Here is a 22,959-nt window from a genome sequence, read left to right as displayed (position 1 = left end):
ACCACGATGGACGCGGACGTCATTATCATCGGCGGTGGACTTGCCGGGCTGGTGGCCAGCAACGAACTGGTCATGGCCGGCAAGCGCGTGGTCATCCTCGACCAGGAGAACGGCGCAAACCTGGGCGGTCAGGCGTACTGGTCCCTTGGCGGGCTCTTCCTGGTGGACACGCCCATGCAGCGCAGGCTTCGGGTCAAGGATTCCTTTGAGCTGGCGTGGCAGGACTGGCAGGGCTCGGCGCAGTGGGACCGGCTCGGCGGCGAGCATCCCGAAGACGAATGGGCGCAGCAGTGGGGACGCGCCTATGTCGAGTTCGCGGCCGGCGAGAAGCGCCCCTGGCTGCAGGAACAGGGCATCAAATTCACCCCGCTGGTGGGCTGGGCCGAACGCGGCGATGGCAGGGCCGGCGGCCATGGCAACTCGGTCCCGAGATTCCACGTCCCGTGGGGAACGGGCACCGGCATTTCCGAACCTTTTGCCGAAAAGGCGCGGGCTGCTGCGCTGACGGGGCGGGTGAAGTTCTATTTCCGCCACCGTGTGGACGGTTTAGCGTTCGACGGCGGCAGGGTCACCGGAGTGCGGGGCAGCATCCTGGCACCCGATTCGTCGCCGCGCGGCGTCGCCTCCAACCGGGATGTTGCTGGCGAATTCGAGCTGCACGCCCAGGCTGTGGTTATCGCCAGCGGCGGCATTGGCGGCAACCACGATCAGGTGCGCAAATGGTGGCCGCAGCGCCTCGGCACTCCGCCAGCGAAGATGATCACGGGCGTGCCGCAGCATGTGGACGGGCGGATGCTGGACATCGCAGACCAGGCAGGCGTCCGGCTGGTCAACCGCGACCGCATGTGGCATTACACGGAAGGAATCCAGAACTGGAACCCTGTCTGGCCGGACCACGCCATCCGGATCCTGCCCGGGCCGTCGTCGCTCTGGTTCGATGCCCTGGGGCGCCGGCTTCCCGCACCCGGCCTGCCCGGCTATGACACACTGGGCACTCTCAAGCTGCTGCGGACCACCCCGGATATCCGGCAGTACAGCCATTCCTGGTTCATCCTCACCCAGAAAATCATCGAAAAGGAGTTCGCCCTTTCCGGTTCAGAGCAGAACCCGGACATCACCAACCGGGACCTGAAGCTGTTACTGAAGGCCCGGCTGGGCCGCGGCGCCCCTGCTCCCATCGAAGCGTTCAAGGACCACGGCGCCGATTTCGTGGTGGCGGACAACCTGATCGAACTGGTCAAGGGCATGAACGGCCTCACCGACGAACCGCTCCTGGACTACGAGCACCTGCGGCGCCAGATCGAGGAACGTGACGCGGAAGTCCAGAACCGCTATTCCAAGGACATCCAGGTCACGGGCATCCACAACAGCCGCCGCTACCTCGGTGACCGGCTGTTCCGCACCGTGAAGCCGCACCGCATCCTGGACCCCGCGGCCGGACCGCTGATTGCCGTGCGGCTGCACGTTGTCACCCGGAAAACGTTGGGCGGCATCCAGACTGACCTCACCGGCCAGGCCCTCGGCCAGGACGGCTCCCCCATCCCCGGCCTTTACGCCGCCGGCGAGGCCGCCGGGTTTGGCGGCGGCGGTGCCCACGGCTACAACGCGCTGGAAGGCACATTCCTGGGCGGCTGCCTCTTCACCGGAAGGACTGTGGGCCGGTCGCTGGCAGACAGGCTGTAGACGCGGCGATCTTTAGATCCGTCAGGCCGTGTGCCCGCGCACGTTCCGTCCGCACCCCACCCCGCAGCGCGGTTGGGTAGTGTCTGATCATGGACAGCGACACCCTGGCCAATTTCCTGTTGGTCCTCTTCTTTGTGCTGCTGGGCGGCGTCTTCTCCGGCACTGAAATGGCACTGGTGTCCCTCCGCGAGAGCCAGGTGCGCCGGATGGAGAAGTCAGGAAAACGCGGCGCCCGGATCGCAGCACTGGCCGGGAACCCCAACCGGTTCCTCTCAACAGTGCAGATCGGCGTGACGCTGTCCGGCTTCTTCTCCGCGGCCTATGGCGCCTCGACCATCGCGCCCGACGTCGAACCCCTCCTGCGGGGCATCGGCTTCGGCGCCGCGGCCGAGCCCGCCTCGTTCATCGGCATGACGCTCCTCGTGGCATACCTCTCCCTGGTGCTGGGCGAACTGGTACCCAAGCGGCTCGCCATGCAGAGCGCCGTCGGCTTCACCAAGATCCTTGGTCCTCCCCTGCATGTCCTTTCCGAGATCATGCGGCCCGCCGTCTGGCTGCTCTCCGTGTCCACGGACGCCGTCGTGAGGCTACTTGGAGGCGACCCAAATGCAAAGCAGGAAAGCGTCACCTCGGAAGAACTCTGGGACATGGTGGCCCAGAGCGAGGCGCTGGAAGAACACAGCCGCATCATCCTTTCGGACGTCTTCGGGGCAGGGGAACGCTCGCTGCAGGAGGTGATGCGCCCGCGAACCGAGGTGACGTTCATCAACGGCAACCTCACCATCGCGGCAGCCCGCACCATGGTCCGGGACGGCCCGTACTCCCGCTATCCCGTCATCGACAAAACGCCCGACGACGTCCTCGGCTTCATCCATCTGCGCGACCTTATGCCCCGGGATGCAAACTACGACGACGGGCTGGTGCGGGACATCGTCCGGGAGATCCTCCCGCTGCCGGGGACCAACAGGGTGCTGCCCTCCCTGTCGCGTATGCGGAGGCTGGGCCAGCACATCGCACTCGTGGTGGACGAATACGGCGGCACGGACGGGATCGTCACCCTGGAGGACCTCGTTGAGGAGCTGGTGGGCGAAATCTACGACGAGTACGACGCCGGTGCGGACCCCGAGGACCAGGTCACCAAGGCCAACGGTTCAGGAGATGTCGACGGCGCGCTGATCCTTCAGGAGTTTGCTTCGGCTTCCGGTGTTGAACTGCCTGAAGGGCACTATGAGACAGTGGCCGGGTTCGTTATCGCTCGGCTGGGCCGACTGGCGCGGGTGGGCGACAGCGTGGAAGTGGCAGGACACCTGCTGACCGTCACCGCGATGGACAAGCTGCGGATCTCACGGATCCACGTCTCGCCCCTGGAAGGTCAGCCGGAGGCATGATTTACCGGGCCTCGAGGACAGCCTTGAGGTTGGCCAGTTGGGAGACTTCCTTTTCCATGGTGCGCTGGACCATTGGAGCGAGGACTTTCATGAGCCCTTTCGGCTGCAGGTCCAGGGTGAACCGGACCGCCGTCCCGCCCGGCGCGGGGGTGAGGTGGTAGGCACCGGTTGGCCTGGCGGGACCGGCGACCACCTGGAAGCCGAGAAGCCTGGAGGGGTCCGCTGCAGTGATCTCGTAATCGCCGTGAATGGACCGCCCGCCTGGCCCCGCAAGCGTCTGCCGGTAGACAGCGCCGAGGGCTCCCGCCTGGCCGCTCTTTAGTGAAATGGCCTGGACTCCGGAACGCCAGGCCGCGTTGTTCAACCCGTCGGCCAGGAAGGCGTAGACATCTTCCGGTGAACGGCTGATAGTGGTCTCGTTCTCGGCGTGGGTCATGTCCACACTGTATGCGCTGCCGGGGCGACGCCGCCCGAGGGCAGGGCAGCCCTCAGCGCAATGCCTGGGTCCCTTCTGGCGGGTAAGTAGTTCCCGGTCCTAGGAGCTAGAGCGCGGATGCATGATCCGCATCTGGTCCCAGGTCCGTTCCGACGCGGCGATGTTTTTATTGGACCGCTCCCGGTCCAGCGAAGCGAGTTCGACGGCGATCGCCTGCACCGCCGCCACGGCCCCGGTCAGCGACGGGAAGAAGCCCGCACCTTCAGTGGGAACGACAATCCTCTGCTCGGCATGCTCCGCCACGGGAGACCCCGCGCTGTCCGTGATCGAAGCGATGGCGGCGCCCGCATTGTGGGCGATCTCCATGGCCCGCACCGTGCTGTCATAAACCCGCCACAGGCTGATCGCGATCACAAAGTCCTCCGAGGTCACCCTCGCGAGAGTATTTGTGAGTGCGGCGACGTCGGCGTCGAGCAGCCGGACGTTGTAGCCGGCAATGACGGCGTTGTGCTCCAGTGCCTTGCCCGGGATGGCGTAGCTGCCCGCGGCGACGATCAGGGTCTGGCGCGCCCCCGCGATCAATTCCGCGATGGAACGGACGGTAGCGGGGTCCAGCGTGCGCTCCAGGTGGGCGAGGTTGGCCCGGTCCGTGGAGACGGCGGCCTGGGCAGGGCTGCTGATGTGGCCGTTGTGCTCGGCCGCAACTTCGAGGGCGCTCAGGGATGCCAGGAACCGCGAGCGGAGCTCGAACTGGAAGTCGGCCCAGCCTTTGAATTCCAGCGCCTGCGCCGTTCTGGTCACCGTGGAAGCGTTCGACGACGCCGCTGCCGCGATGTCGCTGACTGAACCGTAGGAGGCAAGCCGGGGCTGGGACCGGAGGACGCCGATGACCTGCATCTGGCGGGCAGCAAGTTTTCGTCCCTGCACCCGGCTGTCCAGCCACTCAGTGACCGACGACGAGTTGGTTTCCTGTTGCACCACCTATTGACCTACCTCACACTCTGGCGTAATTTCGATTACATCACATCTGCACAGACTTGTGCATCCCCCTCAAAATGAACAACTTGGCCCACTCTGGCAGGAATCCCCAATGTCACTTACAGCACGCTTGGACCGCCTGGCTCTCAGTCGCCCACACTACAAGCTTCTCCTTATTGGAGGCCTTGGTTACTCGTTCGACGGCATGGACGGTGCAGTGGTCGCCTTCCTGCTCCCGCGCATCCAGGAACTCTGGGGCCTTAGCAACGCCAGCCTGGGCCTGGTGGGGTCCGCTGCCCCGCTCGGCTTCTTCTTCGGAGCCATCCTCTCGGGATGGATGGGCGACCGCTTCGGCCGCAAGAAGGTGATGCTCTGGGCGCTTGCCTTCTACTGCCTCATGTCCGTAGTTGCCGCCATGGCCCCCAACTTCGAGGTCTTCCTGATTGCACGGATCTTTGCAGGATTGGGTGCCGGCGCAGAAAGCGTCATCATCGCGCCGTTCCTGTCCGAGTTCATTCCGCCGAAGCGCCGCGGCTGGTTCATTGGAACACTGGCCGGATTCTTCTCCTTTGGCTTCGTGGGTGCAGCACTGATTGGACGCTTTATCGTCCCGATGGGCGAGGACGGATGGCGCTGGGCCCAGGTGGTCACCGCCGTCCCGATCCTCCTCCTGCTCTGGTGGCGCCGCAGCCTGCCCGAATCCCCCCGTTTCCTCATCAGCCGCGGCCGCATCGCCGAAGCGACCGACGTGGTGGAGCGCTTTGAGCAGAGCGTGGTGAAGGCAACCGGCAAGAACCTTGCCGCGCTTCCGCCAGCCACCGAGGAAATCACCAAGCACGAGCAGAAGATCAGCATCTGGAATGCCCTGAAGTTCATGTGGTCCAGGGCCATGCGCCGCCGGACCGCCGTGATCTGGCTGATCTGGTTCGTGATCACGTTCTCCTACTACGGCTTCTTCTCCTGGATCCCAACCTTGCTGGTGGGCCGCGGCATCACCGTCACCAAAAGCTTCGAGTACTCGATCATCATTTACCTCGCACAAATCCCCGGTTACTTCTCCGCCGCCTGGCTGAACGACCGGATCGACCGGAAGAACACCATCGCCCTGTACCTGACCGGATCGGCGCTCAGCGCCTTCTGGCTGAGCCAGTCCAACGATTCGGGCACGATCCTGGTGGCCGCGGCAACCCTGTCCTTCTTCCTGAACGGCACCTACGCCGGGGTTTACGCCTACACGCCCGAACTGTTCCCCACCTGGATGCGGGCCACCGGCGTCGGCCTGGCCAGTGCCGTGGGACGCATCGGCAGCATCTTGGCCCCGTCCATCATCGGCATCTTCTCCGTGGCGCTCGGCTTCGGCGGGGTATTCGTGATGACAACGGTGGTCCTGACCATCGGCGTCCTGGGCGTGGTCATCTTCGGCGCTTCCACCGCCGGCAAATCCCTCGAAGACATCAACGCCCGCGCCGAGCATGATCCGGCGCCCGCGGGAACGGGACAGAAATGACAGAAACATCAATGAAATCGGACGTCGTCTTCCAGCAGGTCTTCGACGCCATGCGGGAGGATCCCGGCGTCATCCTTTTCACTGTGCTGCAGTGGATCCCGGAGCGGTCCAGCCTGCGGCGGCTCTTCACCAGCCATCCGACGGAGTACCCGGTAGGCGGTGAGAAAACGGTGGAAATCTCCCCCGGCTGGCTCGGAACGGTGATCGAAGACAAGAAGCCGTTCTTGGCCCCGGATCTGGCCTCGCTCCGTGAGGTCTTCGCCGATTCCGAACTCATCCAGCGGCTCGGCTGCGGTGCCGTCATCAACGTTCCCGTGCTCGACGGCGGCAACGTGGTGGGTGTCCTCGCCCTGCTGGACGCTGAAGGCAGCTACACGCAGCAAAGCGTGGAAGCCGCCGTCGCCGTCGTCAATAGGAACCTGACGGGCCTCACCGAAGCCTTTGCCGCCCATCCCCACGATGTCCATGGGAAGGACACCATCTAAATGAGCACCCCGAACACCCAGGCCCCGGCTGAAGAAACGGCCGTCCTGGTGATCCGCAACGCCAGCGTGCTGGACGTGGACGCAGGCACCTACTCGACTGCCGACGTCGTCAGCATGGACGGGAAAGTAAGCCACGTTGGTCCGGACGCCGAGGCACCCTCCGGTGCCCGGGTCATCGACGGAACCGGAAAGTTCGTCCTTCCGGGGCTCATTGACTGCCACGTCCACGTGGTGGCCTCCAGTGCCGATTTCCGGTCGCTGACCTACACGCCGGCGTCGTACGTATACGCGCAGACGGCCCGGATCATGGGCCAGATGCTGCGCCGTGGCTTCACCACCGTCCGGGACCTCTCCGGCGCGGACTTCGGCTTGGCGATGGCACAGCAGGAAGGCCTGTTGGAAGGCCCGAAGCTCCACTTCTGCGGGCACGCGCTGAGCCAGACGGGCGGCCATGGCGACATGCGCCTGCCCGGTGAAGACCACGATCCGAACGGGCGGGGATGCTGCGGAATCGGCCGCGTGGCCGACGGGGTGGACGCCGTCCGCGCCGCCGCCCGCGATGAAATCCGCAAGGGCGCACACCACATCAAGATCATGGCCTCCGGCGGCGTTTCATCCCCCACAGACCGCATCGACTCCACCCAATACTCGATGGAGGAGATGCGCGCGGCCGTAGAGGAAGCCGAGGCAGCGAACCGATACGTCGCCGCGCACGCCTACACGGCCCGGGCCATCAACCGCGCGCTGGAGGCCGGCGTCCGTTCCATCGAGCACGGCAACCTGCTCGACGACGAAAGCCTCCGCCTCTTCCTCGAAAAGGACGCCTTCCTGGTGCCCACCTTGGTGACCTACTGGGCGCTCAAGGAGGAAGGAAGGAGTTTCGGCCTGACCGAAGAGATGTGGGCCAAGGTGGACTCCGTCCTCAACAGCGGCCTCGAAGCGATCGGCCGCGCGCACGAAGCGGGGGTCAAAATGGCGTTCGGTACCGACCTGCTCGGCGGCATGCACCGCCACCAGAACGAACAGTTCCGGCTGTTGGGGAAGGTCCAGCCCGCCATCGATGCCATCCGCTCGGCCACCACGACGGCGGCCCGGCTGCTGGAGCGGGAGGGCCAGCTCGGCGTCGTGGCGCCGGGGGCGGACGCCGACCTGCTGGTGCTGTCCGCGGACCCGCTTGAGGACATCGCCGTGCTGGCTGACATTGCCGACCACTTGGACGTACTGGTCCAGAACGGGAAGGTGGTCAATATTTAGCCGAGGGCGGTCACTACGCGACAAGCCTGGCCACCAGTTCCCCGCGGCTGCCCACGCCCACCTTCCCGAAGAGCGACTTAAGGTGGTCGTGGACAGTGTGCGGGGAGATGAACAGGTGGCGGGCGATGTCCGCCGTCGTTCTCCCGGACAGAACCTCCAGGCAGACCTCCCGCTCCCTGGCAGTGACGCCATAGGCGGTCAACAGCAGGGTAGCCAGATCATAGGTGGTGGCCGGCTCCACGGTGACCACCATCTGTTCAGGATCATCGCCGGCGATCAGGCGGCTGGCTTGGAGCACCACCCAGTTGTTTCCGGCGCCGCTCATCCTTGCCCTGGCCGTGCCAGATCTCGAGGCATGAGCATGTGCCACAACCGAGTGCAGGGTCATGGTGAAGCGTCCCGGTTCGGCGTCCTCCACCTCGGCCAGCCAGGCTGCCGCTGCCGCGGTGGCTGCCTTCAGCTCTCCGTGTGGTCCGGCGGTGACGATCACCGGCCCGGCTGTTGCCTGGCGGCCGGCATGTTCTGAACGCACGGCGATCCGGCTGGCGGCCGCCAGGGTGTCTGCGACGGCGGCGAGGAAGTCCACCTCCCGGTCGGAGAAATCAGGGCCCGGTTCCCGGAAGATGCTGCCCACTCCCCAGCACGCCTGGTCCACCCGGAATGCGGCGCGGAGTTCGTGCTCCAGGCCCAGCGGCTTGAGGATGTCGTTGATGCGGACGCTGCCCGTCACGTCCCGGTGCGGCGCGTCGGAAATCCGGGCGATGGGCTGCGGGCGCAGCGACAGTTCGGCGAACCGGTTCGGTTCCTGCCCGGCGTACTCGGTTTCGGCGAAGCGTGCGGCATACTCCTCCGTCACGCCCCAGTCCCTCCAGTTGGTAACAGAGGTCATCACCAGAGACTCGGGGTCGACGCCGGCCCAGCAACCCTGCTCGAACGGCACCTCCCGCTGCACCACGGTGAGCGCAGCGGCATGTAGCTCAGCCAGGCCCAGTCCGCCCGCGGCCAGGGCGGCGATCTCCCGCCGCGCGCGTTCAGCGCGCTCCTCCCACATAGCTCCAGTATCTGCCCACCGGGCGGTGACGCAATCCCCTGCAGTGGGGATTCCGCAAGCACCCGGAACCCCGGTGCGGGGGATGTGGGCGGCGCGCAACGCCGTCGTACTCTTCCTACATGAACGCCGTATCCCAGATTTTCGCGGTACTCGCCGCCGTGATCTACATCGTGGTGTTCCCGCTGGAGAGCTTCCTGATGCACCGGCCGGGGGCGCAGAAGTTCCTCAGTACCCCGCCGCAAAACGTTCCGGCCGTAATGATGTGGGCCATTCCCACCGGATTCCGGAATCTGGTGATCGGGCTGGGCCTCCTGGCCGGGGTGGTGGCCGTGAACCTGGGCCACGTGGTGGTTGGTCATACCCTGGTGGTCTACTGCTGTCTGAACATGGTGCTGACCGCCCCGGCGATGTTCCTGGCGGACATGCAGGGCCACTATCCCAGGAGGGGCGACAGCATCCCCGGGACTTTAGGCGCCACGGTGCCGGCGCTGATCGCACTGGTTGCGCTGCCGTTCTGAACCGATAGCACGGCTCGTTGACAGCGATCCGGGCCAGGCGTGAAATGTAGTTGGCTCCGGCAAGCAGCCGAAGTCAATCCATGAAGCGGCCTCCGCTTCCGTGAGGCCGCCCAAAAATTGGAGGTCCACTATGGGACAGGCACGCGAGGTCATGGACCGCTTAAACCGGGCCATGGAATCAAAAGACAAAGAGATACTCGCCAGCAGCTACGCCGCCGACGCCGTGGCCTACACCCCCGACCAGGGGGAGATCCGCGGGCGTGACGCCATCACGAGCTACCTCTTTGACCTTTGGGAAGCAATGCCGGACGTCCGGTACAACCAGATGGGACGGTACGAGTCCGGGAACGTGGCGATCGATGAGGGCATCGTGATCGGAACCAACACCGGGCCCCTGCGGATGCCCTCCGGCGAAACCATGCAGCCCACCGGCAAGGAACTCAGGATCCGCAGTTGCGACGTGGCCACAGTGGAGAACGGCGAGATCACGTCTCACCATTTCTACTTCGACCAGGTGGAGTTCCTGTCACAGCTCGGGCTGATGCGGGAGATGACCTCGCACTGAGGGGTTTGGCCAAAAACAACCGAAGATGCCGTGGAAACCCGTAAAGGGCGTCCACGGCATCTTGTCTAATAGGCGCTCATCCGACGATGAGTCAGCTCAGCAGTGGCCCCTACTTTTCGCAACCGATGCCGTCGCCGTCCCTGTCGAGGTGCCTGCCATAGCCCGGCATTCCGGCACGCACCGGTGCTGCACCTGCCGCCTTGGCAGCGGCACAGTTAGCGTAGTAGGCCGCGGCCGGCGCTGGTACAGCGGGAGCGGGAGCGGGAGCGGGAGCGGGAACAACAGGAGCGGGTGCAGCGGGAGCCGGTGCGGGCTTCGCTGCTTGTGCAGCGGCTGCATAGGCCGCAGCCTTGTCCGCGGCCGCTTTGTCTGCGGCGGCTTTGTCGGCCGCTGCCTTATCTGCCGCAGCCTTTGCAGCAGCTGCCAGCTCGGCGGCAGCCTTCTCGGCAGCCGCCTTCTCCGCGGCGGCCTTTTCCGCGGCCAGCTTTTCAAGGGAAGTGACCCCGAGGTGCACCGTGGAACCCTTTGCAGCCTGGGCACTCTCCGTGGGGTCCTGGGAAATCACCTGCCAGTTTTTCTTCACCATGATCGACTTGCCGTCAACGGTGTCCACAGCCTCAACTTTGAAGCCGAGATCTTCCAACTGCTCCGTGGCCTTGTCCAAAGTCAGGCCTATAACGCCTGGAACCACCACCGTTTCTGCAACTGCGGCAACGGCGGTTGCAGTTTCAGTTGCCTGCACGGCTGCCTGCTTGCCGCCACCGCATCCGGTCAGCATCAGTCCGGTCAGGACAACTAATGTCAGTGTCTTTTTCACTTTTCCCCCTAGGAATGTTTGTGATGGTGAAACATGGGGCCTGAAAGCCCCAAGACTTTGAGTCAGCTTTCGCAGGCAACGCCGTCCAGGTCGCGGTCCAGCCCTGCCCGGTAACCGGGCTGGCCTGTGAGGATGGGCGCTGCACCGGAGGCTTTTGCCGCCGCGCAGTTCGCATAGAAGACGGCGGCCGGTGCAGGAACAACTGCCGCAGGGGCAGCGGGAGCCGGCACCACTGCAACCGGAGCAGGTGCCGCAACAACGGGCGCCGGTTCCGCGGCAGACACAGGCGGTGCTGATGCAGGTGGTGCTGGAGCAGCAACCGCCTGCTGTTCCGTGGGGGCCAACTGCCCCGTGCACGCGGCGAGAATGTTCGCCATTGCGTCGTGCTCCGCCTGGGTCACCCAGAGGCTGTACGTCGCTTTCACCGTAATCTGCCGCGCCACGTACTCGCAGCGGAACGCCTTGTTTGGCGGCAGCCAGGTGGCGGCGTCGCCGTCGCCCTTTTTCTGGTTGGTGGGACCGTCCGTGGCCTGGAGGTTCAGCGGGTCGTTGGCGAAGGCTGTCCGCTGCTCAGCGGTCAGCTGCTGCGCGCCCTTCTGCCAGGCATCGCTGAGGGCAACAACATGGTCGATCTGCACGGCGGTGCTGGTCCCGCTCCCCCGCAGGAAGCTGATGCTGGCGCCCGTGTACGGGTCCGCCAGCGTGCCGGTCTGCACTTTGCAGGGCACGCTGTTGGTGTAGGTGACGTCCGTCAGGTCACGCCGAAGGATGTCGTTGCGGGTGTCGCAGCCGTTGCGGTCAACGTCCGCCCAGGCCTGCCCGAACAGCGCCCGGTCATAGCCCGTCTTGGGCGCCCGGCCCTTGATGGGCAGTGTCGCGAGCAGATCGATCGCCTTAGTGGTGAAGGCGGGCGCGTTCGGCGCAGCGGCACCCTGCGCCACAACGTTGGACGTTTCGCGGGCCAGCGGCTCCGCAGTCTCCCAGGCGGAGGGAACGGACGACGGCGCCGGCGCAGCTTCCGCAGTCGGGCTCGCCTCCGCCGGGGCCGCCGTTGCTGTGCTGGCTGAAGCTGCCGTCTCCAGATCCGCGGACAAAACACGAGGCAGGACGATGGCGCCGGCGATAAAGAATGCCAGAGAAACCCCAAGGGCAACTGCCCCGGACTTCCGCGTCCGCCGCGGTCTCCGTGCAGGCCCCGGCACCTTCCCAAACTTTGACAATGTTTTCCCCCATGAAAAAAGGCCCGGCAATGAGCCGGGCCTTTTGCTTAAGCCGCGTTGGTTACAGCTGGGAGCCTATTCGCCAAAAAGAGGGGAAAGCCGGGATTCGCAAGAACCTGAGGCAAGTTTGATCTTCTCTTGATCCAACCTTGATATGCCCGTCGCACAGCAGGCTCTGCACTTAATAATCGCGTGCGCAGTACCCAAAGCCCGCGCGGGCAGGAGGCTCGCGCGGGCTTTTGCCGGCTATGCGCGCTGGGTGATATTTAGGATGTTTCCCTCACTGTCCAGGAACCAGGCGGCCTTTCCCCAATCACTGGTGGCAACGCCGTTTTCCGTCTTCAGGCCGGGAAAATCGTAGTCTTCGAACGTCACGCCGCGGCTGCGCAGGTCCTCCATTTCCTTGTCAAGGTTGTCCGTTTCCCACCCCATCTGGGTGTTCTTGGCAGACCCCGCATTGTCCGTCTGGTAAACGAGGAAGCCTGTCCCTTTCCCGCAGGTATACATGAGGCTGTCCTCTTCCATGGAACCGGATGGTTCAATGCCCAACTTGTCCCGGTAAAAGTCCCTGGCCCTGTTGATGTCCTTGGCCGGAAGAACAGCAATGATTGCTGAATCTTTGAGCATAATAAATTCCTTTGTGCATTTTTATCGCGATGATGGCGCTGCTCTCCCCCGATTGCAGTCCCGGAACGTCTCTGTCCGCGGCTGCGTGGCCGTCCACTCCGCCCTGCTGTGGGCGGCTACCTGGGACTCTGCAACGCCCCGCCAGCCATACCGGCGCGAGGGTCCCCGAAGCCTATGTGGCCATTATGGAACTGAATTGTGGCCAGCGAAATAGGGAAAGTTTATTCTGCGGGTTTCCGCTGCAGGCCCTTTACATACGCGGCCTGCCCTACGTGTTGAAGGCAGTCCGCGACGGTGCTCACCAGCCGCACGCCGAGCGTGACGGGCGGGTCCCACCGGGTGTCAACCACACGGTCCAAGTCCTCGTCGCTGACTTTCTGCAGAAAATCAACCGTCTGCCGGTGGACCGCGTCATAGTACTCAAGCAGCACTTCCGCCGGAGCCCGCAGAGCATCCACCTGATCGCTTGAGTGCCCGTAGCCCGTATCGGTAGGGCGAAGCGGCAGTCCGAAACGGCCCACGAAATCCCGGGTGAACCATACTTGTTCCAGCCCCGCAACATCCGAAACCTGAACATCTTCCACCCTGGCCAGATGCCAGATCAGCCATGCGATCGAGTTGCCCGTTCCCGACGGCCGGACGGTGAGGGACCCGTCGTCGAGCCCTTCAAGAGTTGCTTCCACCGTTTCCCGGATCCTGCCGAACGCATCCAGCAGCAGGTCGTTCGATTTCATTGCTGCTGCCCGTCGGCTTCCGTTTCCTTGCTCCGCGCGTCACGCAGATGCTGCTCCAATTTGGCTTCCGCATCCCGCCGGCGGTCACCAATCGACCGCCCCTGTTCGGCCGCGGGAGGCGGATTTCCCGGCTCCTGCACTTGGTCATTCACCCCGGCGCTGTCCAACTCTTCGCTGTTTTCACCCATACCGGATGGTCTCACAAGCGGTGGAAGGGGTCGAGGAACCTGCCGGGCCGGCCGCAGATTGAGACCGCGGCCCGCCGCCGCATGCGCTGTTTACCGTGCGTTAGGAACCCGGACGCCGAAGTTTCCTACTCTCACAGGGACGGCGGCCGGAAGTGGAGGCGCCCACCATGTGCAGAGAGGCAACGATGACCACCAAAATTAACGAATCCAGCTTCAGCAGGCGGGCGGCGCTGGCCGCCGCCGGCACCCTTGGCGCACTGGGTGTCGCAGTCGCCGCTGGAACAGGGGCTAACGCGGCGCCGGGGGCTAAGGCGCCCAAGCCCAGCCTCGCCTTCCGCCCCGACGGCAAGTTCAAGGTAATCCAGTTCAACGACACCCAGGACGACGAACAGACGGACCGCCGGACCATCGAGCTGATGGACCGCACGCTGGACGCGGAGAAGCCGGACTTCGTGGTGATCAATGGGGACGTTATCAACGGCGGGTGCGATGCCGAGCTGGAGGTCAAGCAGGCACTGAACCATGTGGTCCTGCCCATGGAAAGCCGGAAGATCCCCTGGGCTGTCACCTTCGGCAACCACGATGAAGATTCCGTTGCGAGGACCGGCATGACCGAGGACAAAATGCTGCAGTTCCTGCAAAGCTACTCTTTCAACATCAACGGCGACTCCATCGACGGCCTTACCGGCACCTCCAACTCGCTCCTGCTGGTCCAGTCCTCGAAGTCCAAGGACCCTGCTTTCGGCCTCTGGCTCATCGATACCGGCCGTTACGCCCCGGACAGCATTAACGGCCAGGATTTCGCTGGTTATCCGGACTGGGACTGGGTACGCATGGACCAGGTCACCTGGTACCGCAACCTCTCGATCGCCACGGAACAGAAGTATGGCAGGAAAATTCCGTCCCTGATGTGGGGGCACATCGCCCTGCACGAGCACCGCAACATGTGGTTCGCCAGCCTCGATTCCCGGACGGACGCAGACCACCAGCGTGCCGCGAAGAAGCACAACATCGTGGGCGAGCGGAACGAAGACGAGTGCCCGGGCCCCTTCAACTCCGGCCTGTTCAACGCCTTTCTGGAGCGCGGGGATGTCCGCGGCTACTTCGTGGGCCACGACCACGTCAACACCTACGCGGGCAACTACTACGGCGTCGAACTTGGCTACGGGCCCGGGACCGGCTTTGGCGCGTACGGGCTTCCGGGCGCCGACCGGAACAGGCTCCGCGGCGCCCGTGTCTTCGAACTCGATGAAAACCATGCGGGAATCTACAAGTTGACCCGGCTGGTCTTCGCCAAAGACCTGGGCATCGACCTGACGGCGAATGACCAGCCCATTACTCCGCTGCCGCTGGACCCGGCGCAACTCTAGGGAGCTACTTCCGGATCTCCGCCATCCGCAGCCGGACCATCTCCGCCACCACGTCATCGGGAACGGGATGGTCCGGCGTGAACCGGACCGTCCCCTTGGACAGGGAATAGCCTTCGAGACTCGGCGCGACGGCATCCACCACTGCAGGCGAGAACGGAAAAATGGACAGGTGCTTGGCCGCCGCTACCACGCCGATCAGCGGCTTGCCGTCCAGTTTCAGGGCGGGCATGCCGTAGCTCATCCCTTCGACGGCGTCTGGCGCGAGGCTCCGCGCAAGCTCGACAACGCGCTGCAGGCAGGCGCGGTCGGTCCCGGACATGGCGGCGAGGGAATCGTCAACGGCACCCATGCGGCAAGTTTAGACCCGAGAACGTACGACGCCGGGGCGCGGCTTCCCGCACGGCCACGTCTTCCCCTCTTCGATGGAACGGTGAACCATTGCCGTAGAGGCGCCGACATTCGAAGGAGTTCGCCGATGAGCTACGAGAAAGACCCCCGCGTTGACCAGTACATCGAGCCCCTTCCGCCGTGGCAGCAGGCGATCTGCCAGCAGGTGCGGGATCTGGTCCACGCCGCTGATCCAGCCGTCGAGGAGACCATCAAGCGCACCGTCCAGCCCTACTTCGTCCTGCAGGGCAACATCTGCGCGCTGCTCGCAGCGAAGGACCACGTCAACGTCTTTCTGTACGACGGCGGCCTCACCCCCGACCCGCACCACATCATCACCGGCGGCCACGGCAACAAAACGGGCCGGATGATTTCGTACTACGAAGGTGACCCCGTCCAGGAGGAGCCCCTGCTCGAGATCTTCCGAGGGATCATCGCCACCAACCGTTCCGGAGGCTGGCGGAAGGCCAAGGCAGGTTCCGGCGCTTGACCCTTCCACGTCGCGGTAGTTGAGCACCGTGCACTTCGGTGGCTGAGCCTGGGCCACGGCCGCCGGATTCCCTGACCAAGCGGGCGAGATCAGGGAGCGGCTGGGAAGCCACCCTTCGATGCAGCGTCGAAACCCTGAACCGGAAACCCAGCGAGGAGTCAGGCGGGTGGGGCGTGCAGGAACCGTTCGAGTTCTTGTTCTCCTGGGGAGGGGCCGTAGACGAAATCCGGGGGCAGGCAGGTCGGATTGATGCGGGCATGCCCCAGTTGTCCTGGCTTCAGTTGTTGTGGCCAGTGTGGTGGTTCCCAGTCGTGGTGTTCGGCTTTGTAGTGGCGGCCGGTGGGTGAGGTCCATCCGGGTGGCTCGTGTTGGGTGGCCGTGGTGGGCGTCCAGCCGGTGGCGTGTTTCAGGCGGTGATGTTTCGGGCAGAGCTGGGCCAGGTTACTGATCTCAGTGTTCCCGCCATGCTGCCAGGCTTGAAGGTGGTCTGCCTCGTTGTCCAGGGACGGGTTGTTGCAGCCGGGGAAAGTACATTTCCCGTCCCGAAGCTGCAGGGCTTTTTTCATCGCTTTGGTGAGCCGGTAGCTGGTGCGGCCGATTTCCAGTGGCGCCCCGTCCCGTGGATCCACCAGCACACGGTAGAAGGAACTCGCACCGTTGGCGAGGAGTTTTCTGGCCATCGATGCGGGGATGGGACCGTAGCCGTCCAGGTTTGCCGGTTCGTCTGTGATGTCGAAGAGGGCGAGTACCGGGACGGTGACCAGGACGTCAGCCCTGGGTACCGGGACGTTGCCGAGATCCGCGTACCCGTTGTCAGCGTTGGCCTCGTCTCCTGCGGCGCCGGGGGCCTCATGGTCGGCGGTGCTCTCGTACTCGGTGGTGCCGGTGGCGGTGTCGTTGATGTCGACCGGCGAGAGCGAGGCCAGCCCGATCCTGTCCTGGTCGCCATCTTCGGTGGTTACCGGGTTGCCTTGTCCCTCGTTTCCTTCGCCTGTGGTGTTTTGTGCTGTGCTGCTTTGTTCTGGGCTGGTTTCCGGGCCGGGGTGAAGCGCGGTTCCGGCGCCGAGCAGGATGCTGGCGGCGATGTCGGGGCGGAGTTGTGTGATGGTGCGGGGTTCGTTGGGGCCTTGGAGTCCGCGGGCGAGGGCGGTGGTGCGGTTCCAGATGGCTGAGGCCTGGTCCGCGGGGACGTAGAGGGAAACGCGGGCCATGCCGTCGCGGTCCGGGGTGTATTCCATCCGCCGGTCCGCGGCGCATTTGGCGTGGCGTTTTTCGATGGATTCCGGGTGGTGGCGCTCCCGCCACTTCCGGGCCTTGGCCCGGAACCGGTAGGCGGGCAGCTCCCCGATCGGGGCGGCCGTGGCCGGCCGGGGCACGCCGGGGTCCAGGAAGTGGGCCTCGAGTGCGGCGGCGCCGGCGGGGTCAAGGCCGGCCGTTTCCTCCACCACGACCAGGGCATGCGGCCAGGTGATCGTCCCGGACTGCAACGCCGAGAACGCCAGCGGCCGTTCCTTCGTTATGGCGTGGGACGCGGCCAGGAACGCGCCGGCTGCCCGGGGACCGAGGGCCAGGAGGGCGCCGATTTCCGCGGCAACGGACATTTCCAGCGCCTGCACCGGGGCCTCGGGCCCCGCAATAGCGTGGGCAGTGTCCGCATACGTCACGGCAGCCCGGGCCTTCAAAGCGGCGAACCCGGCCTCCGCCGCCCGCGCCCCGGCGAGGATGTCCAGGCACCCATCTCCCAGCCCCGCCAGCGGATCAGCATCCGAGAAGGGCTCCGAACCACAGCCCTCCGCCTCCGCGTTGAGCACGGCAAGGGCGGCCTTGATGTCCTCAAACGCCTTCGCCACCGCCGCTTTCCCCATGCATCAATCATCGCAAGGGGGTCTGACAATCACCTTGGCACCGTGGGGTGACAGGGGTTTGGGGTGAAAACCTCTTCGACGGGCGCCCCAGCCAAGGTTAGGCGTCCCGCACCCAGCCGACCTTCCTTAACCACGCCCCGAGGAGGGGCTGGACCACTGAACTGTGCATCGCGCCCAGGTGATCCAGTCCAGGGAGGACCTGGACGTCCCAGCCGGCGGCCTCCAGCTCGTCGCGGTGCTTTGCGAGCGGCTCGCCAATGCTCACCCGGACACCGCCCCACTGCTCGCTGTAGTCGATCTGGTCGTTGGCCCCGGCGAACGCAAGACGGAACATCCCGGCCGGCACTGCAGCACCGACGTCGTCGAAATCCTGCAACGCCTCATACAAGGTGACGAACTGGCGGGTTTGGGCCTCGGTGGTCTGCACGGCCACTGAGTCCCAGTCCCCCGGCTCCGCCTCAGCGATAGAAATTGCCGACGGGTCAGGCCCTCGGGTAGATGCGGCATGCGCGGCACGCGTTACTGCCAGCATGCTCCGGTAAGGCCCGTCCCACGGCGGAAACCCGCCCATCGCGAGCACCCGCAGACGGTCAGTGCGGAGGGCCACTTGAAGCCCGGCGAGCGCGAGCCAGGAGTAGCCGTAGTAGCCAAAGGCATCTGTCCCGCTGGCGTCGGCAACAGCGAGGAGGTCAGCAGCAAGGTTGTCCGGAGTAAGGGTCTCCGCAGCAGGATGGGCCATCCGGTGGCCCTCGTAATCGGCCACGACCAACCGGTTAGATCTGGAAAGCCCGTCAACCAGGGCTGGTCCCAGCTCGGGATCCCCGCCCCACTTCCGTATCGTCTCCGCCTGCTCATGCGCATATGGCTCAAGGCGGACGGGCAGCAGCAGCGCGGGGCCATCACCGTGAACGCTGACCGGAATGACGGAGCCGTCATGGAGGACGGCCTCAACAGTTGCAGCCATTGCATACTCCTTCGATGAATGGTGTACCAGTTTCAGGATGGCACCGGAGCGAAGAAGTCATCCCATTTCCTTTGGCTGGGATCCCAGAACGGCTGTTCAATACCGGCCAGTAGCGACGTAGCATCGTCGAAGCCCGCGCCCGGATCGGGCGATCCAGCCATAAGGAGACAACGATGTGCCTTCATGACCACACCTCTGCCCCCACACCCGGCGCCAGGCTTCCCCGCCGCGGAATCCTCGCTGGCGCCGCAGCCCTCGCCGGAATCTCAGTGGCCAGCATTGCCGCCCAGCTCGGCGGCGCCCCGGCCGCGCATGCCGGGGACCGGCCCTCCGGTCCCAGCTACCCCGGCAGCCCCCTGACCAATCCGCCGCTGATCATCGAAGGCGGCACCATCGTCGATCCCAAGACCGGAGACGCCGTCGAGGACGGTGTTGTGGTGCTCGACGGCGGCAAAGTCACCGCCGCCGGAACGCGCGACGAGACGCGGAAGGCCGTGGCCGCCGTCGCCGGGCGTGCGCAGGTCCTGAACGCCTCGGGCCGGTGGGTGCTCCCCGGTCTGGTGGATGTGCACGTCCACGCGAACGCGCTCGCCGACGCCCGCGCCATCCTGCAGGGCGGCGCCACCAGCGTGCGCAGCGGTTCGAGCAGTTTCTATCAGGACGTGGCGCTCGCCGCCCTCCCGGAGTGGGCGCCCGGCGTCTCCCCGCGGATGACGCCCGCCGGCCTTTTCATCTCGCCTGACCTCGGCGATTCACTCCTGGCCGATCCCGACCTTGCACCCCTGGCCACCCTCTCCGGCGGCGTCAAGGAAACTTCGGACCTTGCCTACCTCACGCGCGTGAACCTAAGCCGCGGCGCCAAGGTCATCAAGACCCGCGCCAACCCCCGCGCCGGTCTCCCCGAGCAGGATCCGCGCGAGCTGGTGTACAACCAGGAACAGCTGTCCGCCGTGGTCAAAGCAGCGAACGGGGCCGGCGTCCTGTGCCACGCCTACAGCGCAGAAGGTATCGACGGCGCAGTGCGCGCCGGGGTGCGCAGCGTGGAGCACGGCGTCTTCGTTTCCGAAAACACCATCGCCGAGATGGCCCGCCGCGGCACCTACTTCACGCCCACTATGGACGCGATCACCAGCATGGCAACTTCCACGAATCCCATCCTGGCAGCGCGGGGCATGGAGTACACGCCCATCCTGCGGGCCGCGGTACGTGCAGCAAAGGAGGCGGGCGTGACAATCGTGGCCGGCACCGACTCCTTCGGCACCGACGTTACGCCCATCGGCACCGAGGCGCGCCTGCTCGCCGAGGCCGGGCTCTCGCCGCTCGAAGCGCTGCAGTCTGCCACCGTCCACGCGGCCCGCCTTCTTGGACAGGACGACGTCGGGCGGCTGGTCCGTGGATCACTGGCCGACGTGGTGGTGGTCGACGCCGATCCACTCACCGACGCTTCCGCCCTGGAGAAGGTGCGTGTTGTGGTGGCGCAGGGCGCGGTGGTGCGGAACGAACTCTAGGTCCTCGACGCGGGCCAGTAGCGCAGCGTAACCGCCTATTGGCCCGCCCGGACCATCCGCATCTCCGGCAGGCCTTCCCACTCCGGCGGCAGCAGCCCACGCCTGCCGTCGGGCCGGAAGCCGAGCCTGCGGTAGAAAGCCTGGGCTCTTACGTTGTCCTCGAGCACCCAAAGGTATGCCGGTGACTCCCCGATTGCCGCGCCCAGCAGGGCCGTCCCCAAACCCATCCCCTGCGCGCGGCCCAGGAGGTAGATCGAATACAGCTCCAGCGGAACGGGACCATCCTCGTCGCGGCCTGGTCCGGCGTCGGCAAATCCCACCACCTCGTTGTTGGCGTCCACAGCGAGGATGCGGGGGTCCTCCACGTCCAGGTGATTACGACGGCGGGCCACCCGCTCGGGAACTGCTTGCCGGCGGGCCGCAAAAAAGGCCGGGGACAGCAGGTGGGGATAGCACTCCTCGTGCGCCAGTGTGTGCATCAGCACCACGGCTTCTGCATCGTCAGGAGTGGCCTGGCGCAGCACGTAATCCATGCCCCAGCCTAACCAGTGATGAACGTCAACCTTCGGAACCCTTGCCCTGAGTCCTGCGCAGAAGCATACTTATTAGCAGGACTAATTAGCAATGCTAAGCATTTTCGGGAGGCGCAACACCACAGTGACCACAACCAAGACCGACAACAGCAAGACCACGGAATCCCCCTCCTCCGACACCCTCGCCATTGAACTCCGCACTGCCGTGATGCGCACATCCCGCAGGCTCCGCGTCGAAGCCACCGGCGAGGTCATCACCCCCGGGCAATACACAGTGCTGGCCCAACTGCACGGCAGCGGCCCCACCACGCTCCGCGAACTGGCCGAGCGGGAGCACGTACAGGCTCCCTCCATGACCCGCATCGTCAACGCCCTCGCCGACCAGGGCTTCGTGTCCAGGGCGGCCAATCCCGACGACGGCCGCCAGGTCCGCGTGGACATCACCGACGGCGGCAGGGCAGTCCTGGCGGAAGCCCGCAACCAGCGCACGGCCTGGCTCGCCCAGCGCGTGGCCGGGCTGAGCGAAGAGGACCGGCAGATCCTGAGCCGGGCCGCCCACATCATGCAGGAGATGAGCGGAAAATGAGCGCCATGTTCCGTGCCCTGGATAACCGCAACTACCGCATCTGGGCCGGCGGGGCCATTGTTTCCAACATCGGGACCTGGATGCAGCGGGTGGCGCAGGACTGGCTGGTGCTGACTGTCCTCACCAACCACTCGGGCGCCGCCCTTGGCATCACCACTGGCCTGCAGTTCCTGCCCATGCTGCTGCTCGGCCCCTACGGCGGAGTGCTGGCGGACCGTTACCGCAAGCGCGTCATCCTGCTGTGGACGCAGGTGGCCATGGGTGTGACCGGGCTGGTGCTGGGACTCCTGGTGGTCACGGGCACCGCCCAGCTCTGGCATGCCTACCTGGCCGCACTCTGCCTGGGAATCGCCGGCGCCATCGACGCGCCATCGCGCCAGGCGTTCGTTTCCGAACTTGTGGGGCAGGACAACATCTCCAACGCGGTGGCACTGAACTCAGCGTCCTTCAACACCGCACGGCTCACCGGACCCGCCATCGCCGGGGTGCTGATCGCATGGGTGGGCACCGGACCGGTGTTCCTGCTCAACGCGGCCAGCTTTGCCGCCGTGATCATTTCTCTGTTCCGGATCCGGACTTCGGAACTGGTCCCTGCGGTCCGGCCGTCCCGCAGCAAACACCAGGTGGCGGAAGGCGTGCGCTACGTCCGCCGGAGGCCGGATCTGGTGCTGATCCTCTTTATGGTGGGCATTTTGGGCGCCTTTGGCATGAACTTCCCCATCACCAACGCCCTGATGACCACCGTCGAGTTCGGGGTGGGACCCGGTGAATTCGGGCTCCTTGGCTCCATTATGGCGGTGGGCACGCTGGCCGGTGCGCTGCTGGCGGCGCGCAGGGCCGGCCCGCGGCTGCGGTATCTCCTCGGCGGGGCGCTGGGCCTGGGTGCGTTCACGCTCCTGGCCAGCGTATCGCCGTCGTTCTGGCTCTATGCCGCCGTGCTCATACCGGTTGGCCTGGCATCCATCACGTTCCTGAACAGCTGCAACACCAGCATCCAGCTCTCCGTGGAACCGCAGTTCCGCGGACGGGTGCTGGCCCTGTACCTTGCCATCCTCCAGGGCGGAACTGCCGTGGGTGCGCCGCTGATGGGCTGGATCGGCTCCGAGTTCGGCGCCCGCTGGTCAGTGGCCGCCGGCGGTGCCGTGGTACTGGCCACCGCACTGTTCGCCGTCATCGTGGTGAGCCGCCGGAACAGCCTCAGCTTCCGGGACAACCTGAGGATAGTGTTCCGCAGGCGGCGCGAGCCGGCCGTATAACCGGCCGGCTGCGGGGTCAACTCTTCCGGGCCGCCACTGCTTCGGACAGGGATTTCAGCCCGCGTTCGAAGTCCGATCCCACCAGCTTGTCCATGTTCATAAAAAGCGCGAACAGCTTGGCAGCGCCCTTGTTTTCCCCGGTCATCACCCAGTTGACCTCGGTGCCGCCGGGTACGGGGGTGAAGGTAAAGGTGGTGGGGTTCAGGGCTTTGAACGGCTTGGTGAACTGCAGGCGGACGTGGATCCGGCTGGATGGCTCCGACTCGACGATCTCCATGGTTCCGCTGCCGGCTTTGCGGTTGCCGCTCCACTCGTAGCCTGCGCCCACACCGGCCTCACTGCCGAAGTAGCGCCGGCTCATGCCCGGATCCACGGTCTCCCACGGCGACCACTTGGTCCACTCGTGGAAGCTGTTGACCAGCGGGAAAACGTCTTCGGCGGGAGCAGGGATGACCGCGCTGCGGCGGACTTCATAAGTGGACATGGCCCTAAGCATAGGAGTGGGGACCGCGCCTGGGTAGCTTCAAGCCAGCGGAGCCCCAACGCGAA

At 65.3% G+C, this 22,959-nt stretch carries 25 protein-coding genes; 12 read left to right on the top strand and 13 right to left on the bottom strand.

Annotated features, from left to right (window positions below):
• The first annotated feature begins 6 nt into the window (after window positions 1–6).
• The gene (locus tag FNL14_RS18180) at window positions 7–1,683 is read left to right on the top strand and encodes an FAD-binding dehydrogenase (protein WP_142062862.1); all 1,677 of its coding nucleotides are present in this window, start codon (window positions 7–9) and stop codon (window positions 1,681–1,683) included.
• A gap of 89 nt (window positions 1,684–1,772) precedes the next feature.
• A complete protein-coding gene (locus FNL14_RS18175; protein ID WP_142062859.1) occupies window positions 1,773–3,071 on the top strand; it encodes a hemolysin family protein in 1,299 nt (432 codons plus the stop codon).
• Window position 3,072: 1 nt separating this feature from the next.
• On the opposite strand, the gene FNL14_RS18170 is transcribed toward FNL14_RS18175, so the two are convergent.
• Window positions 3,073–3,507, bottom strand: coding sequence for an SRPBCC family protein (locus FNL14_RS18170; RefSeq protein ID WP_142062856.1), 435 nt, complete (start codon window positions 3,505–3,507; stop codon window positions 3,073–3,075).
• Window positions 3,508–3,606: 99 nt separating this feature from the next.
• Window positions 3,607–4,488, bottom strand: a complete 882-nt coding sequence (locus FNL14_RS18165; RefSeq protein WP_255470910.1) for a MurR/RpiR family transcriptional regulator — start codon at window positions 4,486–4,488, stop codon at window positions 3,607–3,609.
• A 109-nt stretch (window positions 4,489–4,597) separates the two neighbouring features.
• Between FNL14_RS18165 and FNL14_RS18160 the strand changes: the two genes are divergently transcribed.
• Genes FNL14_RS18160 through FNL14_RS18150 form a run of 3 tightly spaced genes read left to right on the top strand, consistent with a single transcriptional unit; the run spans window position 4,598 to window position 7,731 of the window.
• Window positions 4,598–5,992 carry an MFS transporter gene (locus tag FNL14_RS18160; RefSeq protein ID WP_142062853.1) on the top strand — a complete coding sequence of 465 codons (1,395 nt, stop codon included), beginning with the start codon at window positions 4,598–4,600 and terminating at the stop codon, window positions 5,990–5,992.
• Complete coding sequence (locus FNL14_RS18155) at window positions 5,989–6,477, top strand: GAF domain-containing protein (RefSeq protein ID WP_255470909.1); 489 nt, start codon at window positions 5,989–5,991, stop codon at window positions 6,475–6,477. Before FNL14_RS18160 ends, FNL14_RS18155 begins: the two co-directional genes overlap by 4 nt.
• Window positions 6,478–7,731: an amidohydrolase family protein gene (locus tag FNL14_RS18150; protein ID WP_142062850.1), complete on the top strand. Its 1,254-nt coding sequence runs from the start codon at window positions 6,478–6,480 to the stop codon at window positions 7,729–7,731. It abuts the gene before it with no gap.
• A 13-nt stretch (window positions 7,732–7,744) separates the two neighbouring features.
• Here the strand turns inward: FNL14_RS18150 and FNL14_RS18145 are convergent, their stop codons facing one another.
• On the bottom strand, window positions 7,745–8,782 hold the full coding sequence (locus FNL14_RS18145; RefSeq protein ID WP_142062847.1) for a helix-turn-helix transcriptional regulator: 1,038 nt from the start codon (window positions 8,780–8,782) through the stop codon (window positions 7,745–7,747).
• A gap of 119 nt (window positions 8,783–8,901) precedes the next feature.
• Here FNL14_RS18145 and FNL14_RS18140 point away from each other — a divergent pair, with 119 nt between their 5' ends.
• Window positions 8,902–9,300, top strand: coding sequence for a DUF1304 domain-containing protein (locus tag FNL14_RS18140; protein ID WP_142062844.1), 399 nt, complete (start codon window positions 8,902–8,904; stop codon window positions 9,298–9,300).
• Window positions 9,301–9,430: 130 nt separating this feature from the next.
• Window positions 9,431–9,865, top strand: coding sequence for a nuclear transport factor 2 family protein (locus FNL14_RS18135; protein ID WP_142062842.1), 435 nt, complete (start codon window positions 9,431–9,433; stop codon window positions 9,863–9,865).
• A gap of 109 nt (window positions 9,866–9,974) precedes the next feature.
• Here the strand turns inward: FNL14_RS18135 and FNL14_RS18130 are convergent, their stop codons facing one another.
• The 5 genes from FNL14_RS18130 to FNL14_RS18110 all read right to left on the bottom strand — a co-directional run bounded on the left by FNL14_RS18130 (window position 9,975) and on the right by FNL14_RS18110 (window position 13,451).
• On the bottom strand, window positions 9,975–10,682 hold the full coding sequence (locus tag FNL14_RS18130; protein WP_255470908.1) for an excalibur calcium-binding domain-containing protein: 708 nt from the start codon (window positions 10,680–10,682) through the stop codon (window positions 9,975–9,977).
• A gap of 62 nt (window positions 10,683–10,744) precedes the next feature.
• Complete coding sequence (locus tag FNL14_RS18125) at window positions 10,745–11,776, bottom strand: DUF1524 domain-containing protein (RefSeq protein WP_370455880.1); 1,032 nt, start codon at window positions 11,774–11,776, stop codon at window positions 10,745–10,747.
• A gap of 372 nt (window positions 11,777–12,148) precedes the next feature.
• A complete protein-coding gene (locus FNL14_RS18120) occupies window positions 12,149–12,529 on the bottom strand; it encodes a VOC family protein (protein ID WP_091417525.1) in 381 nt (126 codons plus the stop codon).
• Window positions 12,530–12,750: 221 nt separating this feature from the next.
• Window positions 12,751–13,263 carry a DinB family protein gene (locus tag FNL14_RS18115; protein WP_142062836.1) on the bottom strand — a complete coding sequence of 171 codons (513 nt, stop codon included), beginning with the start codon at window positions 13,261–13,263 and terminating at the stop codon, window positions 12,751–12,753.
• Window positions 13,260–13,451 (bottom strand): hypothetical protein, encoded by a 192-nt coding sequence (locus tag FNL14_RS18110; RefSeq protein WP_091417519.1) that lies wholly within the window; start codon window positions 13,449–13,451, stop codon window positions 13,260–13,262. The genes FNL14_RS18115 and FNL14_RS18110 overlap by 4 nt, the downstream gene beginning before the upstream one ends.
• Before the next feature lie 185 nt (window positions 13,452–13,636).
• Here FNL14_RS18110 and FNL14_RS18105 point away from each other — a divergent pair, with 185 nt between their 5' ends.
• A complete protein-coding gene (locus FNL14_RS18105) occupies window positions 13,637–14,821 on the top strand; it encodes a metallophosphoesterase family protein (protein WP_142062833.1) in 1,185 nt (394 codons plus the stop codon).
• Window positions 14,822–14,825: 4 nt separating this feature from the next.
• Here the strand turns inward: FNL14_RS18105 and FNL14_RS18100 are convergent, their stop codons facing one another.
• Window positions 14,826–15,170 (bottom strand): iron chaperone, encoded by a 345-nt coding sequence (locus FNL14_RS18100; protein WP_091417515.1) that lies wholly within the window; start codon window positions 15,168–15,170, stop codon window positions 14,826–14,828.
• Window positions 15,171–15,296: 126 nt separating this feature from the next.
• Between FNL14_RS18100 and FNL14_RS18095 the strand changes: the two genes are divergently transcribed.
• Window positions 15,297–15,698 carry a DUF1801 domain-containing protein gene (locus tag FNL14_RS18095; RefSeq protein ID WP_142062830.1) on the top strand — a complete coding sequence of 134 codons (402 nt, stop codon included), beginning with the start codon at window positions 15,297–15,299 and terminating at the stop codon, window positions 15,696–15,698.
• 158 nt (window positions 15,699–15,856) lie between these two features.
• On the opposite strand, the gene FNL14_RS18090 is transcribed toward FNL14_RS18095, so the two are convergent.
• Entirely contained in the window at window positions 15,857–17,563 is a 1,707-nt protein-coding gene (locus FNL14_RS18090) for an HNH endonuclease signature motif containing protein (RefSeq protein ID WP_142062827.1), read from the bottom strand.
• A 97-nt stretch (window positions 17,564–17,660) separates the two neighbouring features.
• Window positions 17,661–18,527 carry an alpha/beta hydrolase gene (locus FNL14_RS18085; RefSeq protein WP_142062824.1) on the bottom strand — a complete coding sequence of 289 codons (867 nt, stop codon included), beginning with the start codon at window positions 18,525–18,527 and terminating at the stop codon, window positions 17,661–17,663.
• Window positions 18,528–18,700: 173 nt separating this feature from the next.
• Here FNL14_RS18085 and FNL14_RS18080 point away from each other — a divergent pair, with 173 nt between their 5' ends.
• Window positions 18,701–20,035, top strand: a complete 1,335-nt coding sequence (locus FNL14_RS18080; protein ID WP_142062820.1) for an amidohydrolase family protein — start codon at window positions 18,701–18,703, stop codon at window positions 20,033–20,035.
• A 35-nt stretch (window positions 20,036–20,070) separates the two neighbouring features.
• On the opposite strand, the gene FNL14_RS18075 is transcribed toward FNL14_RS18080, so the two are convergent.
• Window positions 20,071–20,568 carry a GNAT family N-acetyltransferase gene (locus tag FNL14_RS18075; RefSeq protein WP_142062817.1) on the bottom strand — a complete coding sequence of 166 codons (498 nt, stop codon included), beginning with the start codon at window positions 20,566–20,568 and terminating at the stop codon, window positions 20,071–20,073.
• 208 nt (window positions 20,569–20,776) lie between these two features.
• Here FNL14_RS18075 and FNL14_RS18070 point away from each other — a divergent pair, with 208 nt between their 5' ends.
• Window positions 20,777–21,154, top strand: a complete 378-nt coding sequence (locus tag FNL14_RS18070) for a MarR family winged helix-turn-helix transcriptional regulator (RefSeq protein ID WP_370455881.1) — start codon at window positions 20,777–20,779, stop codon at window positions 21,152–21,154.
• Entirely contained in the window at window positions 21,151–22,410 is a 1,260-nt protein-coding gene (locus FNL14_RS18065) for an MFS transporter (protein WP_142062811.1), read from the top strand. The genes FNL14_RS18070 and FNL14_RS18065 overlap by 4 nt, the downstream gene beginning before the upstream one ends.
• 16 nt (window positions 22,411–22,426) lie before the next feature.
• On the opposite strand, the gene FNL14_RS18060 is transcribed toward FNL14_RS18065, so the two are convergent.
• The gene (locus FNL14_RS18060; protein ID WP_142062808.1) at window positions 22,427–22,894 is read right to left on the bottom strand and encodes an SRPBCC family protein; all 468 of its coding nucleotides are present in this window, start codon (window positions 22,892–22,894) and stop codon (window positions 22,427–22,429) included.
• Between the last annotated feature and the right edge of the window lie 65 nt (window positions 22,895–22,959).

The sequence above is a fragment of the Pseudarthrobacter sp. B4EP4b genome (genome assembly GCF_006680095.1).
Taxonomy (GTDB): Bacteria; Actinomycetota; Actinomycetes; order Actinomycetales; family Micrococcaceae; genus Arthrobacter.
The sequence above is the reverse complement of the archived record's forward strand: the minus strand, read 5'-3'. Positions and strand labels throughout refer to the sequence as shown.